General features: G+C 68.8%; 16 protein-coding genes. 9 read left to right on the forward strand and 7 right to left on the reverse strand.

Going from position 1 to position 17,658, the window contains the following annotated elements:
* Both carB and carA read right to left on the reverse strand, forming a co-directional pair.
* A partial coding sequence (gene carB / locus KF889_28270) for a carbamoyl-phosphate synthase large subunit (protein ID MBX3503358.1) occupies nt 1-3,311 on the reverse strand: 3,311 nt, incomplete at its 3' end.
* A gap of 8 nt (nt 3,312-3,319) precedes the next feature.
* Entirely contained in the window at nt 3,320-4,531 is a 1,212-nt protein-coding gene (carA, locus tag KF889_28275) for a glutamine-hydrolyzing carbamoyl-phosphate synthase small subunit (protein MBX3503359.1), read from the reverse strand.
* A 199-nt stretch (nt 4,532-4,730) separates the two neighbouring features.
* Here carA and KF889_28280 point away from each other — a divergent pair, with 199 nt between their 5' ends.
* The 7 genes from KF889_28280 (at nt 4,731) to KF889_28310 (ending at nt 12,685) form a co-directional block, all read left to right on the forward strand.
* Nucleotides 4,731-5,189 (forward strand): GatB/YqeY domain-containing protein, encoded by a 459-nt coding sequence (locus tag KF889_28280; protein ID MBX3503360.1) that lies wholly within the window; start codon nt 4,731-4,733, stop codon nt 5,187-5,189.
* 60 nt (nt 5,190-5,249) lie between these two features.
* The gene (dnaG, locus tag KF889_28285) at nt 5,250-7,148 is read left to right on the forward strand and encodes a DNA primase (protein ID MBX3503361.1); all 1,899 of its coding nucleotides are present in this window, start codon (nt 5,250-5,252) and stop codon (nt 7,146-7,148) included.
* 209 nt (nt 7,149-7,357) lie between these two features.
* On the forward strand, nt 7,358-9,400 hold the full coding sequence (rpoD, locus tag KF889_28290; GenBank protein ID MBX3503362.1) for an RNA polymerase sigma factor RpoD: 2,043 nt from the start codon (nt 7,358-7,360) through the stop codon (nt 9,398-9,400).
* A 175-nt stretch (nt 9,401-9,575) separates the two neighbouring features.
* A complete protein-coding gene (locus KF889_28295; GenBank protein ID MBX3503363.1) occupies nt 9,576-10,934 on the forward strand; it encodes a helix-turn-helix domain-containing protein in 1,359 nt (452 codons plus the stop codon).
* The gene (locus tag KF889_28300; protein MBX3503364.1) at nt 10,915-11,442 is read left to right on the forward strand and encodes a methylated-DNA--[protein]-cysteine S-methyltransferase; all 528 of its coding nucleotides are present in this window, start codon (nt 10,915-10,917) and stop codon (nt 11,440-11,442) included. Before KF889_28295 ends, KF889_28300 begins: the two co-directional genes overlap by 20 nt.
* Nucleotides 11,443-11,522: 80 nt before the next feature.
* On the forward strand, nt 11,523-11,921 hold the full coding sequence (locus KF889_28305; GenBank protein ID MBX3503365.1) for a nuclear transport factor 2 family protein: 399 nt from the start codon (nt 11,523-11,525) through the stop codon (nt 11,919-11,921).
* 113 nt (nt 11,922-12,034) lie between these two features.
* The gene (locus tag KF889_28310) at nt 12,035-12,685 is read left to right on the forward strand and encodes a glutathione S-transferase family protein (GenBank protein MBX3503366.1); all 651 of its coding nucleotides are present in this window, start codon (nt 12,035-12,037) and stop codon (nt 12,683-12,685) included.
* A gap of 110 nt (nt 12,686-12,795) precedes the next feature.
* Here the strand turns inward: KF889_28310 and KF889_28315 are convergent, their stop codons facing one another.
* Nucleotides 12,796-13,419: a DsbA family protein gene (locus tag KF889_28315; GenBank protein ID MBX3503367.1), complete on the reverse strand. Its 624-nt coding sequence runs from the start codon at nt 13,417-13,419 to the stop codon at nt 12,796-12,798.
* Nucleotides 13,419-14,066, reverse strand: coding sequence for a hemolysin III family protein (locus KF889_28320; protein ID MBX3503368.1), 648 nt, complete (start codon nt 14,064-14,066; stop codon nt 13,419-13,421). Before KF889_28320 ends, KF889_28315 begins: the two co-directional genes overlap by 1 nt.
* 194 nt (nt 14,067-14,260) lie before the next feature.
* Here KF889_28320 and KF889_28325 point away from each other — a divergent pair, with 194 nt between their 5' ends.
* Both KF889_28325 and KF889_28330 read left to right on the forward strand, forming a co-directional pair.
* Entirely contained in the window at nt 14,261-14,683 is a 423-nt protein-coding gene (locus KF889_28325; GenBank protein ID MBX3503369.1) for a VOC family protein, read from the forward strand.
* 30 nt (nt 14,684-14,713) lie between these two features.
* Nucleotides 14,714-15,706 (forward strand): LLM class flavin-dependent oxidoreductase, encoded by a 993-nt coding sequence (locus KF889_28330; GenBank protein ID MBX3503370.1) that lies wholly within the window; start codon nt 14,714-14,716, stop codon nt 15,704-15,706.
* A gap of 156 nt (nt 15,707-15,862) precedes the next feature.
* On the opposite strand, the gene KF889_28335 is transcribed toward KF889_28330, so the two are convergent.
* The 3 genes from KF889_28335 to KF889_28345 all read right to left on the reverse strand — a co-directional run bounded on the left by KF889_28335 (nt 15,863) and on the right by KF889_28345 (nt 17,655).
* Complete coding sequence (locus KF889_28335) at nt 15,863-16,849, reverse strand: LLM class flavin-dependent oxidoreductase (protein MBX3503371.1); 987 nt, start codon at nt 16,847-16,849, stop codon at nt 15,863-15,865.
* A 10-nt stretch (nt 16,850-16,859) separates the two neighbouring features.
* Nucleotides 16,860-17,183, reverse strand: coding sequence for a hypothetical protein (locus KF889_28340; protein MBX3503372.1), 324 nt, complete (start codon nt 17,181-17,183; stop codon nt 16,860-16,862).
* 235 nt (nt 17,184-17,418) lie between these two features.
* On the reverse strand, nt 17,419-17,655 hold the full coding sequence (locus KF889_28345) for a TonB family protein (GenBank protein MBX3503373.1): 237 nt from the start codon (nt 17,653-17,655) through the stop codon (nt 17,419-17,421).
* Nucleotides 17,656-17,658 lie beyond the last annotated feature (3 nt).

Consider the following 17,658-nt stretch of genomic DNA (forward strand, 5'->3'; position numbering starts at 1 on the left):
AACGCCCGCCCGAAATAGGATTGCAGCGGCGCCACGTCCAGCGGGCCGGCGCGGAGCGCGCTGATGCCGGCGACGGCGGCCCGGGCGCCCGCCGCCGTCGTGTAGTAGGGAATCTTGTTCATCAGCGCCGTACGCCTGAGGCTGAAGCTGTCGGCCGTCGACTGCACGCCCTCCGTCGTGTTGAACACCAGGTGCACGCCGCCGTCCTTCATCAGGTCGACGATGTGCGGGCGGCCTTCGGAAACCTTGTTGATGCGCGTGGCCTCGACGCCGCGCGCGCTCAGGTAATCCGCCGTGCCGCCGGTGGCGATGATGCGGAAGCCGAGGTCGCGCAGGGTGCGTGCGGCCTCGACCACGCCCTGCTTGTCGCTGTCGCGCACCGAGACGAACACCGTGCCCTCGGTCGGTACCTTGGTGCCGCCGCCGAGCTGCGACTTGGCGAAGGCGCGCCCGAAATCGCTGTCGATGCCCATGACCTCGCCGGTCGAGCGCATCTCCGGGCCCAGCGTGACGTCGACGCCGGGGAAGCGCGCGAAGGGAAACACCGCTTCCTTCACCGCGACGTGGCGGCCGATGGTGGACTCGCGCAGATCGAGGTCGCCCAGCTTCTCGCCGGCCATCAGGCGCGAGGCGTACTTGGCGATCGGCAGGCCGGTTGCCTTGGCGACGAAGGGCACTGTGCGGCTGGCGCGCGGATTGACCTCGAGGATGTAGACCAGGGTCTCCTTGACCGCGTACTGCACGTTCATCAGGCCGACGACGCCCAGCGACTTGGCCAGCGCCACGGTCTGGCGCTCGATGTCGGCGACGACCTCGGCCGGCAGCGAGTACGGCGGCAGCGAGCAGGCGGAATCGCCTGAATGCACGCCGGCCTCCTCGATGTGCTCCATGATGCCGGCGACGAACACGTTGCCGTCCCCATCGGCCAGCGCGTCGACATCGACCTCGATCGCGTCGCGCAGGTAGCGGTCGAACAGCAGCGGGTTCTTGCCCAGCACAGTGTTGATCTGGCCGGTCTTGTCGTTGGGGTAGCGCGCCTTGATGTCGGGCGGAACCATCTCCGGCAGCACGCCGAACAGATAGTCGTTGAGCTGCTCCTCGTCGCGGATGATCGCCATGGCGCGACCACCCAGCACGTAGGAGGGCCGCACGACCAGCGGCAGGCCGACATCGGCGGCGACCAGTCGGGACTGCTCGATGGAATAGGCAATGCCGTTCTGGGGCTGCTTCAGCTGCAGCTTCTCCAGCAGGCGCTTGAAGCGGTCGCGATCCTCGGCGAGGTCGATCGCGTCGGGCGAGGTACCGAGGATCGGGATGCCGGCGGCCTCCAGCGGCTTGGCCAGCTTCAGCGGCGTCTGGCCGCCGAATTGCACGATCAGGCCCAGCAGTTCGCCGTTCGACTGTTCCTTGCGCACCAGCTCAACCACGTCCTCGACGGTGAGCGGCTCGAAGTACAGGCGGTCGCTGGTGTCGTAGTCGGTCGACACGGTCTCCGGATTGCAGTTGACCATGATGGTCTCGAACCCGGCGTCGCGCAGCGCGTAGGCCGCGTGCACGCAGCAATAGTCGAACTCGATGCCCTGGCCGATGCGGTTGGGACCGCCGCCGAGGATGATGACCTTGCGCCGATCGCTGACCTCGGCCTCGCACTCCGGCGCCTGCACGCCGTCGCCCTCGTAGCAGGAATAGAGATAGGGCGTGCGCGAGGCGAACTCTGCGGCGCAGGTGTCGATGCGCTTGTAGACCGGCCGCACGTCGAGCTCGAGGCGCCTGGCCGTGACGTCGCTGCCCTTGATATTGCTGCCGGCCAGCTCGGCCAGGCGCTCGTCGGAGAAGCCCAGCTTCTTCAGCCGCAGCAGACCCTGCCGGTCCTTGGGCAGCCCGTCCTTGCGCACCTCCGCCTCGATCTTCACCAGCTGCTCGATCTGGCGCAGGAACCACGGTTCGTAGCGGCAGGCGGCGGCGACCTCGTCGACCGTCAGCCCATGGCGGAAGGCCTGCGCGATGGTCAGCACGCGATCCGGCGTCGGCCGCGACAGCGCGGCATGGATCGCCGATTTCGCCGGCGCGCCCTGGATCTCGATCTCGTTCAGGCCGGTCAGCCCGGTCTCCATCGAGCGCAGCGCCTTCTGCAGCGACTCCTGGAAGTTGCGGCCGATCGACATCGCCTCGCCGACGCTCTTCATCGAGGTCGTCAGCGACGGCTCGGCGCCGGGGAACTTCTCGAAGGCGAAGCGGGGGATCTTGGTGACGACGTAGTCGATCGTCGGCTCGAAGGAGGCCGGCGTGCCGGTGATGTCGTTGACCAGTTCGTCGAGCGTGTAGCCCACCGCCAGGCGCGCGGCGACCTTGGCGATGGGAAAGCCGGTGGCCTTCGACGCCAGCGCCGAGGAGCGCGAGACGCGCGGGTTCATTTCGATCACGACCATGCGGCCGTTCTGCGGATTCACGGCGAACTGCACGTTCGATCCGCCGGTATCGACCCCGATCTCGCGCAGGCACGCGATCGAGGCGTTGCGCATGATCTGGTATTCCTTGTCGGTGAGCGTCAGCGCCGGCGCGACGGTGACCGAGTCGCCGGTGTGGATGCCCATCGGATCGACGTTCTCGATCGAGCAGATGATGATGCAGTTGTCGTGGCGATCGCGCACGACCTCCATCTCGTACTCTTTCCAGCCGAGCACCGATTCCTCGACCAGCACCTCGGTGGTCGGCGAGGCCTCGAGGCCGCCCTGCACGATCTCGAAATATTCATCCCTGTTGTAGGCGATGCCGCCGCCGGTGCCGCCGAGCGTGAACGAGGGGCGAATGATCGCCGGCAGGCCGACGAATTCCAGCGCCCTGCTCGCCTCCTCGCGATTGTGCACGACCTGGCTCTTGGGCGATTCCAGCCCGATTTTGGTCATGGCGTCGCGGAACTGCAGGCGGTCCTCGGCCTTGTCGATCGCCGCGGCATTGGCGCCGATCAGCTCGACGCCGAGTTCCTTCAACCGCCCATCGCGATGCAGCGCCATCGCCGTATTCAGCGCCGTCTGGCCACCCATCGTCGGCAGCACCGCGTCCGGCTTCTCCTTGGCGATGATGCGCGCCACCATGTCGGGCGTGATCGGCTCTATGTAGGTCGCGTCGGCGAGCCCGGGATCGGTCATGATCGTCGCCGGGTTCGAGTTCACCAGGATCACCCGGTAGCCTTCGGCCTTCAGCGCCTTGCACGCCTGCACGCCGGAGTAATCGAACTCGCAGGCTTGGCCGATGACGATCGGCCCGGCGCCGATGACGAGGATGGATTTGATGTCGGTGCGTTTGGGCATCGTCGGCCTCAGTTCTTTTTCTTGTTGGCCGCGATCAGATCGACAAAGCGGTCGAAGAGATAGTGGCTGTCTTCAGGGCCGGGCGACGCTTCGGGATGGTACTGCACCGAGAAGGCCGGCTTGTCGGTCAGCCGCAGGCCTTCGTTGACGCCGTCGAACAGCGAGACGTGCGTGACCTCGGCGTTGGCCGGCAGCGACTCGGGCAGGACGCAGAAGCCGTGGTTCTGCGAGGTGATCTCGACCTTGCCGGTGGTGAGGTCCTTCACCGGCTGGTTGGCGCCGCGGTGGCCGCGCGTCATCTTCGCGGTCTTGCCGCCGATCGCCAGCGCCAGCATCTGGTGGCCCAGGCAAATGCCGAACAGCGGCACCTTGGCATCGAGCACGCCCTGGATCGCCGGCACGGCGTAGGTGCCCGTGGCCGCCGGATCGCCGGGGCCGTTGGACAGGAACACGCCATCCGGCTTGTGGCGCAGGATATCCTCGGCCGTGGCCGTGGCCGGCAGCACCGTCACCTTGCAGCCGGCATTGGCGAGGCAGCGCAGGATGTTGCGCTTGGCGCCGTAGTCGACGGCGACGACGTGGTACTTGGCGTCGCTCTGCTTGCCGTAGCCCTTGCCCAGCGTCCAGACGAGCTCGTCCCAGCCGTAGCTCTGCCGTGTGCTGACCTCGAGCGCGAGATCCATGCCTTCGAGGCCCGGCCAGTCAGCAGCCTTCTTGACCAGCGAGGGCACGTCGAACCTGCCGTCGGGCTGATGTGCCACGACGCCGTTGGGCGCGCCGCCGTCGCGGATGCGCCGCGTAACCTGCCGCGTGTCGATGCCGCAGACGCCGGGCAGGTTGTGCGATTTCAGCCAGGCATCGAGGTGGCGCGCCGCGCGCCAGTTGGCCGGATCGGTGATGTCCTCGCGCAGCACGACGCCACGGGCGGCCGGCGTGATGGTCTCGATGTCCTCGTCGTTGGTGCCGACGTTGCCGATATGCGGAAAGGTGAAGGTGATGATCTGCCCGGCGTAGCTGGGGTCGGTGATGATCTCCTGGTAGCCGGTCATCGATGTGTTGAAGCAGACCTCGCCCACCGCCTCGCCCGAGGCGCCGACGCCGCGGCCCCAGAACACCGAGCCGTCGGCCAGCACCAGCGCGGCGGTCGCGCCGTCGGGTTGTGTAGGCGCGACCCGAGTCGCGGCGCCCGGAACGGCGCCGGTCGAGGAGGATTGGGACATGGGTATGCGTCCGATCGCGTGGGCGCCGGCCCCAAGGGCCCGGGCAGGCGCGAAATTCGCCGTCTTGTAATGATCGGCCGGCACCGCGTCAACCCCCGGCCGTTTCCAAAATCGCTTTCTTTTCAACACGTTATTTCAATTGCCCGGGTCGGCCGCTGCGGCTATTTTGCCGCTTTCCCGCCCCGCCACAGAGGCTCCGATGCTGCGCGACCGCTTCAATGAGGCGCTGAAAGACGCTATGCGCGCCAAGGACATGGCGAGTGTTTCGACCATCCGGCTGATGATCGCCCGCCTCAAGGAATGGGACATCGAGGCGCGCGCCAAGGGCAACAGGGACGGTGTCGCCGACGCCGAGATCCTGCAGATGCTCTCGGGCATGGTGAAGCAGCGCGGCGAAAGCATCGCCGCCTACCAGCAGGGCAACCGCCAGGACCTCGCCGACAAGGAGCAGGCGGAGATCGACGTCATCCGCAGGTTCATGCCGCGGCAGCTCGATGCCGCCGGCATCGAGGTGGTGATCGCCAAGGGCATCGCCGAGACCGGCGCCTCGGGCATCAAGGGCATGGGCCCGCTGATGGCCTGGCTGAAGGCCAACTACGCCGGCCAGATGGACTTCGCCGCCGCCTCCGCCGCGGCGAAGAAGGCGCTGGGTGGCTAGGCAGATCAGTCCCCGCTTATCACAGCATCGCCGCCGCTTCGTTCGGCGGTATGCTGAGGCATGGCCTTCCCGCCGGAGTTCGTCGAGGAACTGCGCAACCGGATCACCCTCTCGGAGGTGATCGGGCGCAAGGTCGCGCTCAAGCGCAAGGGGCGGGAGTACGCGGGGCTTTGCCCGTTCCACAACGAGAAGACGCCGAGCTTCTGGGTCAACGACCAGAAGGCGTTCTTCCATTGCTTCGGCTGCGGCGCGCATGGCGATGCCATCGGCTTCACCATGCGCATCGAGGGGCTGTCATTTCCCGATGCGGTCGAGAAGTTGGCGCACGATGCCGGGCTCGCGGTGCCAGTCGCAACACCGCAAGAGCGCGAACGGGCGCAGGCGGCGGCGACCCTGCATGGAGTGGCCGCGGCGGCGGCACGCTGGTTCGAGAAGGAGCTGCGCATGCCCGGCGGCAGGACCGGGCTCGATTATCTCCACGGGCGCGGCCTGTCGGATGCCACGATCGAGCGCTTCCAGCTCGGCTTCGCGCCCGACAATAGAGAAGCATTGCAGGTCGCGCTGAAGCGCGAGAACGCCACCGAGCAGCAGTTGGTCGATTGCGGCCTGGTGATCCGGCCCGACGAGGGCGGCCGTGCGCCCTACGACCGCTTTCGCGGCCGGGTCATGTTCCCGATCCACGACCGGCGCGGCCGGGTCATCGCCTTCGGCGGCCGGGTGATCGGCCAGGGCGAGCCCAAGTACCTGAACTCGCCCGAGACCCCGCTCTTCCACAAGGGCGACAACCTCTACTGCCTGCACCTCGCCCGTGAAGCCGCCGCCAGGGACCGGCCGGTCATTGTCGCCGAGGGCTACATGGATGTGATCGCATTGCATGTCGCCGGCTTCGACGGTGCCGTGGCGCCCCTGGGGACCGCGCTCACCGAGGGGCAGCTGGCGCTGCTCTGGCGCATGGCCGACGAACCCTATCTCTGCTTCGACGGCGACAATGCCGGCCGGCGCGCCGCCCAGCGCGCGGCCGAACGCGCCCTGCCCCTGCTGGCACCCGGCAAGAGCCTGCGCTTCGTCAGCCTGCCGCCTGGCGAGGACCCTGACAGCCTGATCCGCAATGGCGGCCGGGGAGCGTTCGAGGCGGCGCTGAAGGCCGCCCGGCCGCTGGTCGACATGGTCTGGGAGATCGAGACGCTGGGCCAGCCGGACGACACGCCCGAGCGCCGGGCCGCGATCCGCGCCGCCCTGCGCCAACGTGCCGCCACCATCGCCGATCCGGCGGTGAAGGAGCAGTACCGCAACGAGCTCGACCAGCGCTTCGAGGCCGCCTGGCCCCGGTTCCGCTCGCGCGGCCAGTTCGGCCGGCCGGGCGCACCCGGACCCCGCCGTCCCCGCTTCCAGGACCGGCCCTTCCGGCGGGAGCCCTCGCTGGAGGACATCGCCTGGTTTCACAAGGGGGCGGCGCTGGCGACGGCCAACCACGACCTCGATCCCGGCCGCCGGGAGGGCCTGTTGCTGGGCGCCGTCCTGCTGCATCCGGCCTGGCTCGAGAGCCTGGCCGAGGACGTCGCCGCCCTGCCCCTGACCGGCCACGAACGCGAGCGGCTGCGCTCGGCCCTGCTCGAGGCGGCGGCCGAAGTCGACCATCCGGCGCCCGGCGAGGACGTCGCAGCGCTTGAAGCGGCGGCCATCGCTCGCCATCTCAACGCCGCAGGATTGACCGCCATGGCCGAGACCCTTCGTCAGGAGGCGATCAGGGGGTTCGGCCCGGGAACGGAGCCGGAAGTGGCCGCGCGGGAGCGCTGGCGGCGGGAGGCCGAAGGCCATCGGCTGGCGTTCGCCGAGGCCTCGGACCTGCGAGCCGCGGAGGCGAGCTTCGCCAGCGACCCGAGCGAGGCCAACTGGGAACGGCTGCAGGCCCTGCGCCACCAGTCGATCCGCAGCGCCCGCACGGGCAGCAGCGGCTAGCCGGACTGCCTGCCCTGCGGGCGGCTGGACCGTTTTTCACTGGCCGCACAGGGAGGCGGTGTCTATAAGGTAGAGGTACCTGTCGCTCCCCCGGCGACGGGTTTTATTGTCATTATCAGGCGCTTGTTCCCAGGTTTGCGACCGGCCCGCCTCGACGGGTCGCAGAACCCGCCCCCGGAACCGCGCCGCTTAGGGAAGGTGTCGCGCCGATGGCGACCAAGCTGGCAACTGCCCCGGATACGACCGAGAAGCCTGAAGACCCGATTGATTCGCCGCTGCTGGATACCCTGGGCGCGGGGCTGAAGAAGCTCCTGCAGAAGGGCAAGGAGCGCGGTTACGTCACGGTCGACGAGCTTTCCGCCGCCCTGCCCGCCGAGGAGGTCACCTCGGAGCAGATCGAGGACACCATGGCGATGATCTCCGAAATGGGGATCAACCTGGTGGACAACGAGGAGACCGAGGACGTCGGCGGCGAGGAGAAGCCGGCGGCCACCGACGGCAAGGTCGCGGTCGCCGCCTCGGAGGTCGAGGAGGAAGAGGATTACGGCCGCACCGACGATCCGGTGCGCATGTACCTGCGCGAGATGGGTTCGGTCGAGCTGCTTAGCCGCGAGGGCGAGATCGCCATCGCCAAGCGCATCGAGGCCGGCCAGGAAAAGATGATCGGCGCGATCTGCGAGAGCCCGCTGACCATCACCGCCCTGCTCGAGTGGCGCGACGCGCTCAACGACAACCGCATGCTGCTGCGCGACGTCATCGACCTCGAGGCGACCTATGGCGGCGGCCCCGATGCAGCGGCGGCCAAGGCCGACGCCAACGGCACCGTGCCGCCCGGCCCGCGCCCCTCGGTGCCGACGCCGCAGCGTCCACCGTCGATGCCCAAGCCGGTGGCGCCCAAGCCGGCCGCCGAGGCCTCGGCCGAGGGCGAGGGCGGCGAAGCCGCCGCGCCGGGCGAGGACGAGCAGAGCGAGGAAGAGGCCAACGTCTCGCTGTCGGCGATGGAGGAGAAGCTCAAGCCCGAGGTTCTCAAGACCCTGTCGAAGATCGCCAAGACCTACGGCGACATGTCGAAGGTCCAGAACCGCCGGCTGTCGACCCTGCAGCGCGGTCACAAGCCGTCGCCCGACTTCGAGCGCAAGTACGAGCATTACCGCAAGAAGATCGTCGAGCTGGTTCGGACCATCCACATCAACAACGGCCGCATCGAGCAGCTGCGCGACCAGCTCTACGACATGAACCGCAAGCTGGCGCAGCAGGAAGGCAAGATCTTCCGCCTCGCCGAGACGGTGAAGATCAAGCGCGACGAGTTCCTCGGCGCCTATATCGGCCACGAGCTCGATCCCAACTGGCTCGAGAAGGTGCAGAAGCTGCCCAACAAGGGCTGGAAGGAACTCGCCAAGCGCCGCGGTGCCGACATCACCATGATCCGCGGCGAGATCGGCGCCCTGTCGGCGTCCTCGGGCCTGCCGATCAGCGAGCTGCGCCGCATCGTGCGCACCGTCCAGGAGGGCGAGCGCGAGGCGACCCGGGCGAAGAAGGAGATGGTCGAGGCGAACCTTCGTCTCGTGATCTCGATCGCCAAGAAGTACACCAACCGCGGCCTGCAGTTCCTCGACCTGATCCAGGAAGGCAACATCGGCCTGATGAAGGCGGTCGACAAGTTCGAGTACCGCCGCGGCTACAAGTTCTCGACCTACGCCACGTGGTGGATCCGCCAGGCGATCACGCGCTCGATCGCCGACCAGGCGCGCACCATCCGCATCCCCGTGCACATGATCGAGACGATCAACAAGCTGGTGCGCACCTCGCGCCAGATGCTGCACGAGATCGGCCGCGAGCCCACCCCGGAGGAGCTGGCCGAGAAGCTCGGCATGCCGCTGGAGAAGGTGCGCAAGGTCCTGAAGATCGCCAAGGAGCCGATCAGCCTCGAGACGCCGATCGGCGACGAGGAGGATTCGCATCTCGGCGACTTCATCGAGGACAAGAACGCCGTGATCCCGCTCGACGCGGCGATCCAGTCCAACCTGCGCGAGACCACGACCAAGGTGCTGGCGACGCTGACGGCGCGCGAGGAGCGCGTGCTGCGCATGCGCTTCGGCATCGGCATGAACACCGACCACACTCTGGAAGAGGTCGGTCAGCAATTCTCGGTCACCCGCGAGCGCATCCGCCAGATCGAGGCCAAGGCGCTGCGCAAGCTGAAGCATCCCAGCCGCAGCCGCCTGCTGCGCAGCTTCCTCGACCAGGGCTGAGACGCTTCCTGTCATCCCGAGCGCAGCGAGGGATCCAGGCAGCTTCCCTGGATCCCTTGCTGCGCTCGGGATGACAGCGTGCCCCTATCGAACGGCGCCCCTTGCGGGCGCCGTTGCTGTTGATGGCGTCCGAAAACCGCGAGACTCCAGGGGGCACCGGGCGGATGATCCGGCCATGGACCTCGACGACGACGCCTGCTACCGCGCCATCCAGGTGCGCGACCGTCGCTTCGACGGCCGGCTGTTCATCGCGGTGCGCACCACCGGGATCTACTGCCGGCCGATCTGCCCGGCGCGCACGCCCAAGCGCGAGAACTCGACGTTCTACGCCACGGCCGCCGCGGCGCAGGAGGCCGGCTACCGCCCCTGCCTGCGTTGCCGGCCGGAATCCTGCCCCGACCTCGCCTTCTGGCGCGGCACGTCGAACACCGTCTCACGCGCGCTTGACCTGATCGAAGGCGGTGCGCTCGACAGTAGCGACGTCGACAGCCTCGCCGAACGGCTGGGCATGGGCGAGCGCCAGCTGCGCCGGCTGTTCAGGCAGCACCTCGGCGCCTCGCCGATCTCGGTGGCGCAGACAAGGCGCGTGCTCCTGGCCAAGAAGCTGATCCACGAGACACGGCTGCCGATGATCGAGGTGGCGATGGCCGCCGGCTTCGGCAGCGTGCGGCGCTTCAACGAGACCTTCCAGCGGCTATACCACCGCCCGCCCGGTCAGTTGCGCCGCGGCAGCGCGCCCGAGGCCTCGGCCGGCGCCACCGGCGAAGTTTCGCTGCGCCTGCCCTATCGCGAACCCTATGACTGGCCGGCCATGTTCGCCGCGCTGGCGGCGCGGGCCATCCCCGGCATCGAGACGGTCGACGAGCGCGGCTATGCGCGCACGATCGCGCTCGACGGAGCGCAGGGTACCATCCATGTCGCGCCCGGCGTCGGCGCCTTCGCCGAGGTCACCGTGCGCTTCCCGCGCCTGCGCAGCCTGCCTTCGATCATCGCCCGCATCCGTCGTGTCTTCGACTTCGCCGCCGATCCGGTCGTGATCGGCCAGCAGCTCTCGGATGACCCCCTGCTCGCCCCGCTGGTCAAGCGCCGGCCCGGCCTGCGCGTGCCCGGCGCCTGGGATGGCTTCGAGCTTGCCGTCCGCGCGGCACTGCCCGACCGGGACGCGCTCGCCGGCCTGCTTGCCGGTTGCGACACGTTTCCTGATCCCGACCAGCTCGCGGCTGCGCCGAACCTGCCCTCGGGTGTCCGTCCGCTCGTGCATGCCTTCGCCAACGGGCAGCTCGAGGAGGCCGAATCCATCGAGGCATTCGGCGTGCCGCCGGCCATCGCGCAGTACGTCGCGGCATGGCATCGACGCGAGCCCGATGCGTTCCATGCCGGCGACGCCGAGCTGGCGCGCGCGATGCGCGCCCTGGGCGGCGACAGCGGCGATCTCGCGGCGCGCGCCGAGCGCTGGCGGCCGTGGCGTGCCTATGCCGCGGCCCACATTCTCTCCAGCCATATCGAGGCCCACCATGCCCGTCGCGCAGCCTGACCGCCTGACCGTCAGCTCCTTCCCGACGCCGATCGGTGAAGCCCTGCTGATCACCGACGCGCAGGGCACGCTGCGCACCCTCGACTTCCGCGACCACGAGCCGCGCATGCGCCGCCTGCTGCGCCTGCAGTACGGCAAGGACATCGAGCTGATCGAAGGGCCCGCGCCCAAGTCCGTGCTGCGCGCCCTGAAGGCGTATTTCGACGGCGACATCGGCGCGCTCGGCGGCATCGCCTGCGAGATGGCGGGCACGCCGTTCCAGCGCTCGGTGTGGAAGCAGCTGCGCAGGATCCCGGCCGGCAAGACGACCAGCTACGGCGCGCTGGCGCGGCGCATCGGCAGGCCGGCGGCGATGCGCGCGGTGGGCGCGGCCAATGGCGCCAATCCCATCGCCATCGTCGTGCCCTGCCACCGCGTCATCGGCACCGACGGTTCGCTCACCGGCTATGGCGGCGGCCTCGACCGCAAGCGCTGGCTGCTCAAGCACGAAGGCGCCTGGGACGCGTAGTCGGGAAGGTCACGTCCGCAAACCGCCAGACCAGCAGGCGCCGCGCCTCCACTCTCCGCGCATCGACCACGGAGAGCGCGATGACCGATCACCAGGACTTCATCACCCGCTTCGCCGCCGCCTGGGCGGCGCGCGACGGCGAGGCGTTCCTCGCGCTGTGGCATTCCGACGGCCTGCTGCATTCGCCGCTCTACGACCGTCCGGTGGCCGGCCGCGAGCTCGGCCGCCTCACCGACATCATCCGCGAGGCCGCGCCCGATCAGGTCTGGCAGTTGCTCGACTGGACGGCGCGCGGCGACGTCGTGATCGTGGAGTGGCAATCGACCCGGATCGTCGGCGGCAGGCGCTTCGACTGGCGCGGCATCGACAAGTTCCGCCTCAAGGAAGGCCGCATCGTCGAAGAGCGCGTCTACATGGACACCGCGCCGCTGCGCGCCGCGCGCTCGGGTGCGACCCTCGCCCCCATCATCCCGCTATAGCGGAAGACGGATCGCGACATCGTGAGCGGCAGAATCGAGTGAACAGCGCGGGATGCGGTTGCGCCGCGAAGGCGAAAGGAGTTCCTTGCGCCGCTTGTTCACGAGGGTCCCTGATGCTCACGATCTACGGCGTTTATCGTTCGCGCGCGTCGCGCAATATCTGGCTGCTCGACGAGCTCGGCGTGCCGTTCCGCCACGTGCCGGTGATCCAGCACTACCGCCAGGCCAGCGGCCCCACCCTGCTGCACACCCGCTCGCCCGCCTTTCTCAAGATCAATCCCAATGGTCATGTGCCGACCATGGACGACGATGGCCTGGTCCTGCACGAGTCGCTGGCGATCAATCTCTACCTCGCGCGCAAGCATGGCGGGTCGCTGGCCGCGGCCAACATTGCCGAGGACGGCCAGATCGGCATGTGGACGCTATGGGCGGCGACCGAGATCGAGCCGCGCTCGATCCAGGTGCTCTACAACCGCGTCGGCAATCCCGAGGGGCCCAAGGACGAGGCGGTGGCGCAGGCGGCGATCGCCGCGCTGCGCGGACCCTTCGCCGTGCTCGACCGCCACCTGGCGACGCATGGCGGCTACGCCGTCGGCCAGCGCTTCAGCGTCGCCGACATCAACCTCGCGGAGTGCGTGCGCTACGCCAGCGTCGCGACCGAGCTGTTCGACGGCGCCCCCAAGGTGAAGGCGTGGCTCGCCGCCTGCCAGGCGCGTCCGGCCTTCCGCGCCATGTGGGCCCGGCGCGACGCCGAGCCGGCGTAGAGCGAGGTTCGTCCCGAACCGAAGGGCTTTCCTGTCATTCCGAGCGCAGCGAGGAATCCAGCGTGCCCGCTGGATTCCTCGCTGCGCTTGGAATGACACACAGCACGGAACTATCCGGACACGAGCCGCTCGCGCACATGCGGGATGTGCTCGCGGCCCCAGTAGAGATCTCCGTCGTCGAACAGGAAGCTGGGCACGCCGAAGACGCCGGCGTCCTCGGCCTCGCGCTGCAGCCGCTTCAGCTCCTCACGCCCCTCGCCGCCCAGCCACGCCGCGAAGCCCGCGGTGTCGGCACCGCATTCGCGCAGGGTGGCCGCCACCACCTCGGGATTCTCGATGTCGAGCTCGCGCTTCCAGAAGTGCTCGTAGACGATGTCGATGAAGCGGCTCTCGACCGCCTCGCCCTGCCGCTTGGCCCACAGCAGGCCGACATGCGCCAGCGACGAATCGAAGATCTTGCGCGTGCCGCGAATCACCAAGCCGCGCCGGTTGGCCTCGCGCCGGCAGTCCATGTAGCTGTACTTCACCCGCCGCCACTGATGGGCGTTGCGGCTTTCCTCGAGCACGTCGCCCGAGCCGTCGACCCTGGCGCTGCCGAGATAGGCCGGGATGTCGAGCGTGTAGGGCAGCCACTCCATCGCCGCGCCGGTCTCGCGCACGAGATCGCGCGCCGGATCCTTGGCCAGGTAGGCGTAGGGACTCTTGAAGTCGATGTAGAAGCGGATGCGGCGCATCAGTAGCGCAACGCGCCGTCGCGCATCACCGCGATGTAGTGGCAGACGGCGGCGGCGAGCACGAAGCCGTGCCAGATGGCGTTGTGATAGGGCAGACGGTGCCAAAGATGGAACACCACGCCGACGCTGTAGAGCAGGCCGCCCACCAGCAGCAGCACCAGGCTGGCGCCCGACAGCGCCTCGACCACCGGCCCCAGCACCGGCAGGATCGCCCAGCCCAGCAGCAGGTACAGCGCGATCGACAGGCGTTCGAAACGGCCGGGCAGGGTCAGCTTCATCGCCACGCCGCCCAGCGCCACGACCCACACGGCGCTCAGCAGCGCCGCGCCCCAGAACCCGCCGACGGCGATGGCGGCGAACGGCGTGTAGCTGCCGGCGATCATCAGGAAGATCGCGGCGTGGTCGAAGCGGCGCAGGATGGCCTTGGCGTGCGGCGAGGAGATCAGATTGTACGCGGCGGAGAACCCGAAGCCCGCGACCACACCGAAGACATAGAGGCCGAGCGCCGCGATCTGCGCGGCGCCGCCGGGCACGGCCACCGCCAGCAGCACCGCGCCGGCGATCACCGCCATGCCGACGCCGACGACATGCACGACGGCATCGGCGATGCGCTCGCCGCGGGTGTAGCTGGGAAAGATCAAGCTCATACACGGCCCCCAAGCTTGCGCGCCGGCTGACGCCACCCTACCCTAGCATCGTCGGAAAAGGCACGCATGCCCGTGTGGTTCAGCCGGGCGTCTTCGCGGTTCCCTGCGGAGATCCTGTCGAGCGTCGTCCCTGGCGCCCCGTCCCGCGACTGTAGCCGGCGCATCCCGCGCCAGCCAACGGCAGGATAACGAACATGCGACAGCTCATTGCACTGGTGACTCTCGGTGTCGACGATCTCGCACGCGCGCACCGCTTCTATGTCGATGGCTTCGGCTGGAAACCCGTCCTCGAGACACCGGAGATCGTCTTCTACCAGATGAACGGCCTGGTGTTCTCGACCTGGCTGCGCAAGGGCCTCGATGCCGACACGCAGCGCAGCTCGCCGGTGAAGTCCGCCGGCTTCGCCCTGGCGCACAACGTCGAGAGCCGCGGCCAGGTGCAGCCGATCATGGATCATCTCGCGAAGTATGGCGGCCGCATCCTCAGGCCGGCATCGGAGCCGCCGCATGGCGGCATGAGCGGCGTCGTCGCCGACCCCGACGAGCATGCCTGGGAGATCGCCTGGAATCCCGCCTGGCCGATCGACGCCCAGGGCCGGGTGCGCTTCGGCACCTGAGCCGGTATGCTCGACCGCAGGAGGTCGGGCATGCAGTTCGGACTGTTCGGCGGGGCGCGCACGCAGCGGCGCGACGATGGCGCGGGCGACAGCCAGGCCTATGACGATTTCATCGCCTACGTCGTCGAGGCCGAGCGGCTGGGCTTCCGCAGCGTCTTCCTCGTCGAGCACCATTTCACCGGCGTGGGCCAGCTCTCGGCGTCGCTGACCCTGCTGGCCTATCTCGCCGCGCGCACGCGCACCATCCGCCTGGGCACCGCCGTGATCGTGCTGCCCTGGCACAACCCGGTGCTGCTGGCCGAGCAGGCCGCGACGCTCGACCTGCTGTCCGGCGGCCGGCTCGATTTCGGCGTCGGCAAGGGATACCGCGCCTCGGAGTTCGCGGGCTTCCGCATCGCCATGGACGAGGCGACCGAGCGCTTCGACGAGGCGATCGAGGTGATCCGCAAGGCGTGGACCAGTCCGGGCCGCTTCTCGCACCAGGGCAGGCGCTGGGCCTTCGACGACATCGTCGTCGAGCCCGCGCCGCTGCAGCGCCCGCACCCGCCGCTGTGGCTCGCCGCCGGCAGCCCCGACTCGATCCGCCGCGCCGCGCGCGAGGGCTACAACCTGCTGCTCGACCAGCTCGGCTCGGTGGCGCTGACCATCGAGCGCGTGGCGCTGTTCCGCGAGGAGTGCACGCGCATCGGCCGCGCCTACGATCCCACCATGGTCGGCGCCACCCGCGCGCTGCAGATCGTGCGCAACGACGCCGAGCGCCAGGCGGCATACGAGACCCGCGCCCGCGTCGTGCGCACCATCGGCGATCTCGCGCGCGGCGGCGGCAAGCTCGTGCCGCCCGAGCAAGACGACGCGCCGCTGCTCGGCACGCCGGCGGAAATCGTCGCCCGCCTGCGCATCCTGCGCGACGGCGGTGTCGGCAACGTGCTGCTGATCGATCCCGGTGCGAATGTCGCCTCGCTGCGCGCCTTCGCCGCGGAGATCATGCCGTTGCTCAGCGAAGGCCGCGCTGCTGCTGAGTAGTCCTTCTCCCCGCGAAGGCGGGGAGAAGGTGCCGAGCGGTAGCGAGGCGGATGAGGGGCTTCGAATCCTCTCAGCAACGATCATGCTGATTGCAGCGCCGCGAAGCCCCTCATCCGCCCTTCGGGCACCTTCTCCCCGCCTTCGCGGGGAGAAGGATCACCTCAACTTCTCAACAACGCGGCCGAGCCGTTCCAGCGTGCGCAGCACCATCTTCTGGTCGAGGCCCGGCCACTGCACGCGCAGCAGCAGGTGGTTGGTGCCGGTGGCCTCGCCGTACCGGCCGACCTTGTCGACCACCTCGTCGGGCGAGCCGATGATGAAGCGGTCGGCGGCGAACTTGTCGAAGTCCTGGCGGATGCGGTCGGCCGGCACGAAGCCGCTGGCGCCGCCCCAGCTGGCATAGGCCTGGTACTTGAAGAACAGCGGCTCGCGCACTTCGTCGAAGCCGCCGACGTGGCATTCGCGGATCACCGGGAACTCCGTCGCCGGCGGCAGGCCCTCTGCCGCGCGCGTCTCGCGAAACAGCTTGCCGAGCCGGCCGACCGAGGACTGGCTGACCAGCGGCGACGGCATCCAGGCGTCGGCAAGCCTGGCCGCGCGCTTCACCGGCACCTCGACATCGCCCGCCATCCAGATCGGCGGACCGCCCGGCTGCATGGGCCGCACGCTGGCCTGCACGCCGCTCACGGTATGGAAGCGTCCCTTGTGCTCGACCACGGGATCGCGCCACATCTTGCGGATCACCTCGACGCCCTCGATGAAACGCGGCACGCGCTCCTTGAACGGCACGCCGATCGAATCGAACTCCTCCTGCCGATAGCCCAGCCCGAGGCCGATGATCGCCTTGCCACCGGTGAGCCAGTCGAGCGTCGCCGTCTCCTCCGCCACCACGACCGGATTGAGCAGCGGCAACAGCAGCAGGCCGGGCCCGACCTCCATGCCCTCGGCATCGGCGGCGAGCCGCGACAGCAACGGCATGGCCTGGAACATCTGCAGCGGCTTGGAGACGAAATGCTGGCCGACCATCAGCGATCTCAGCCCGCTGGCGCGCGCCACCTTCACCTGCTCGATCAGGTTCGCCAGCTCCGGCCCGAGATCCGCGCCCTCGCGCCACTGCGTGGCCATGTAGAGACCGAGCTTCATGGCGAGGATCTCAGAAGCGCCGGATCGCCGTGTTGGCGAGGCGATCGCACTCGGCCAGATCCGGACCGGCGGCGACGAAGAACACCAGGGTCCGTTCCGGCACGCAGCGGATCACCATCGAATGCTGCCCCGAAGCGCCCATGGCCGAGTAGGTCAGCGACTGCACGCGCGCGAAGCCCATCTCGTTCAGCACCGCGCGGGCGCGGGCAACGCAGGCTACGAGCTCCAGGTTGGTACTCTTGACGTGCGAGTAGAGGCTCGGCTGGGCGAACGCCGGCGCGGCCAGCAGCGAGAGCCCGAGCGCCGATGCCGCCACGCTCTTCGAGATCGTCATGCCACAGCCCCCCTTTGCCGACAGGCCGAAGCGACGACATGAGTCGCCGTCGCTGCGCACCCATCATAGGAAGAGCCGTGACCGCCGTCGAATCCCCGCGGCCGCCGCCGCCTAGTTGTAGCGCGCCAGCTTCACCTGCTCGATCAGGTTCGCCAGCTCCGGCCCGAGATCCGCGCCCTCGCGCCACGCGTGGCGATGTAGAGGCCGAGATTCATTGGGATGATCCTCTGAGCCTTCATCGACCGACGTCGCTGACGGGGATGGACACCTGCCGATCGCGGAAGGCGAATCGTACTGGAGTTGCAAAGGTGAATCGATCTCCCCGAATGCTGCGAGGCACGCCCGGCAGCGGCTGAGCTCGCCAGATCAGGCGCTGGGCTTCCTGGTCCAGTTCCTCAATGCCGGATGACTGCGCGATCATAACGGAGAGGACTTTGCCGTCCCGATTCATGACAAATCGGACCGTGACCACGCC

The sequence above is a fragment of the Alphaproteobacteria bacterium genome, from assembly GCA_019635875.1.
Lineage (GTDB): Bacteria > Pseudomonadota > Alphaproteobacteria > Reyranellales > Reyranellaceae > JAFAZJ01.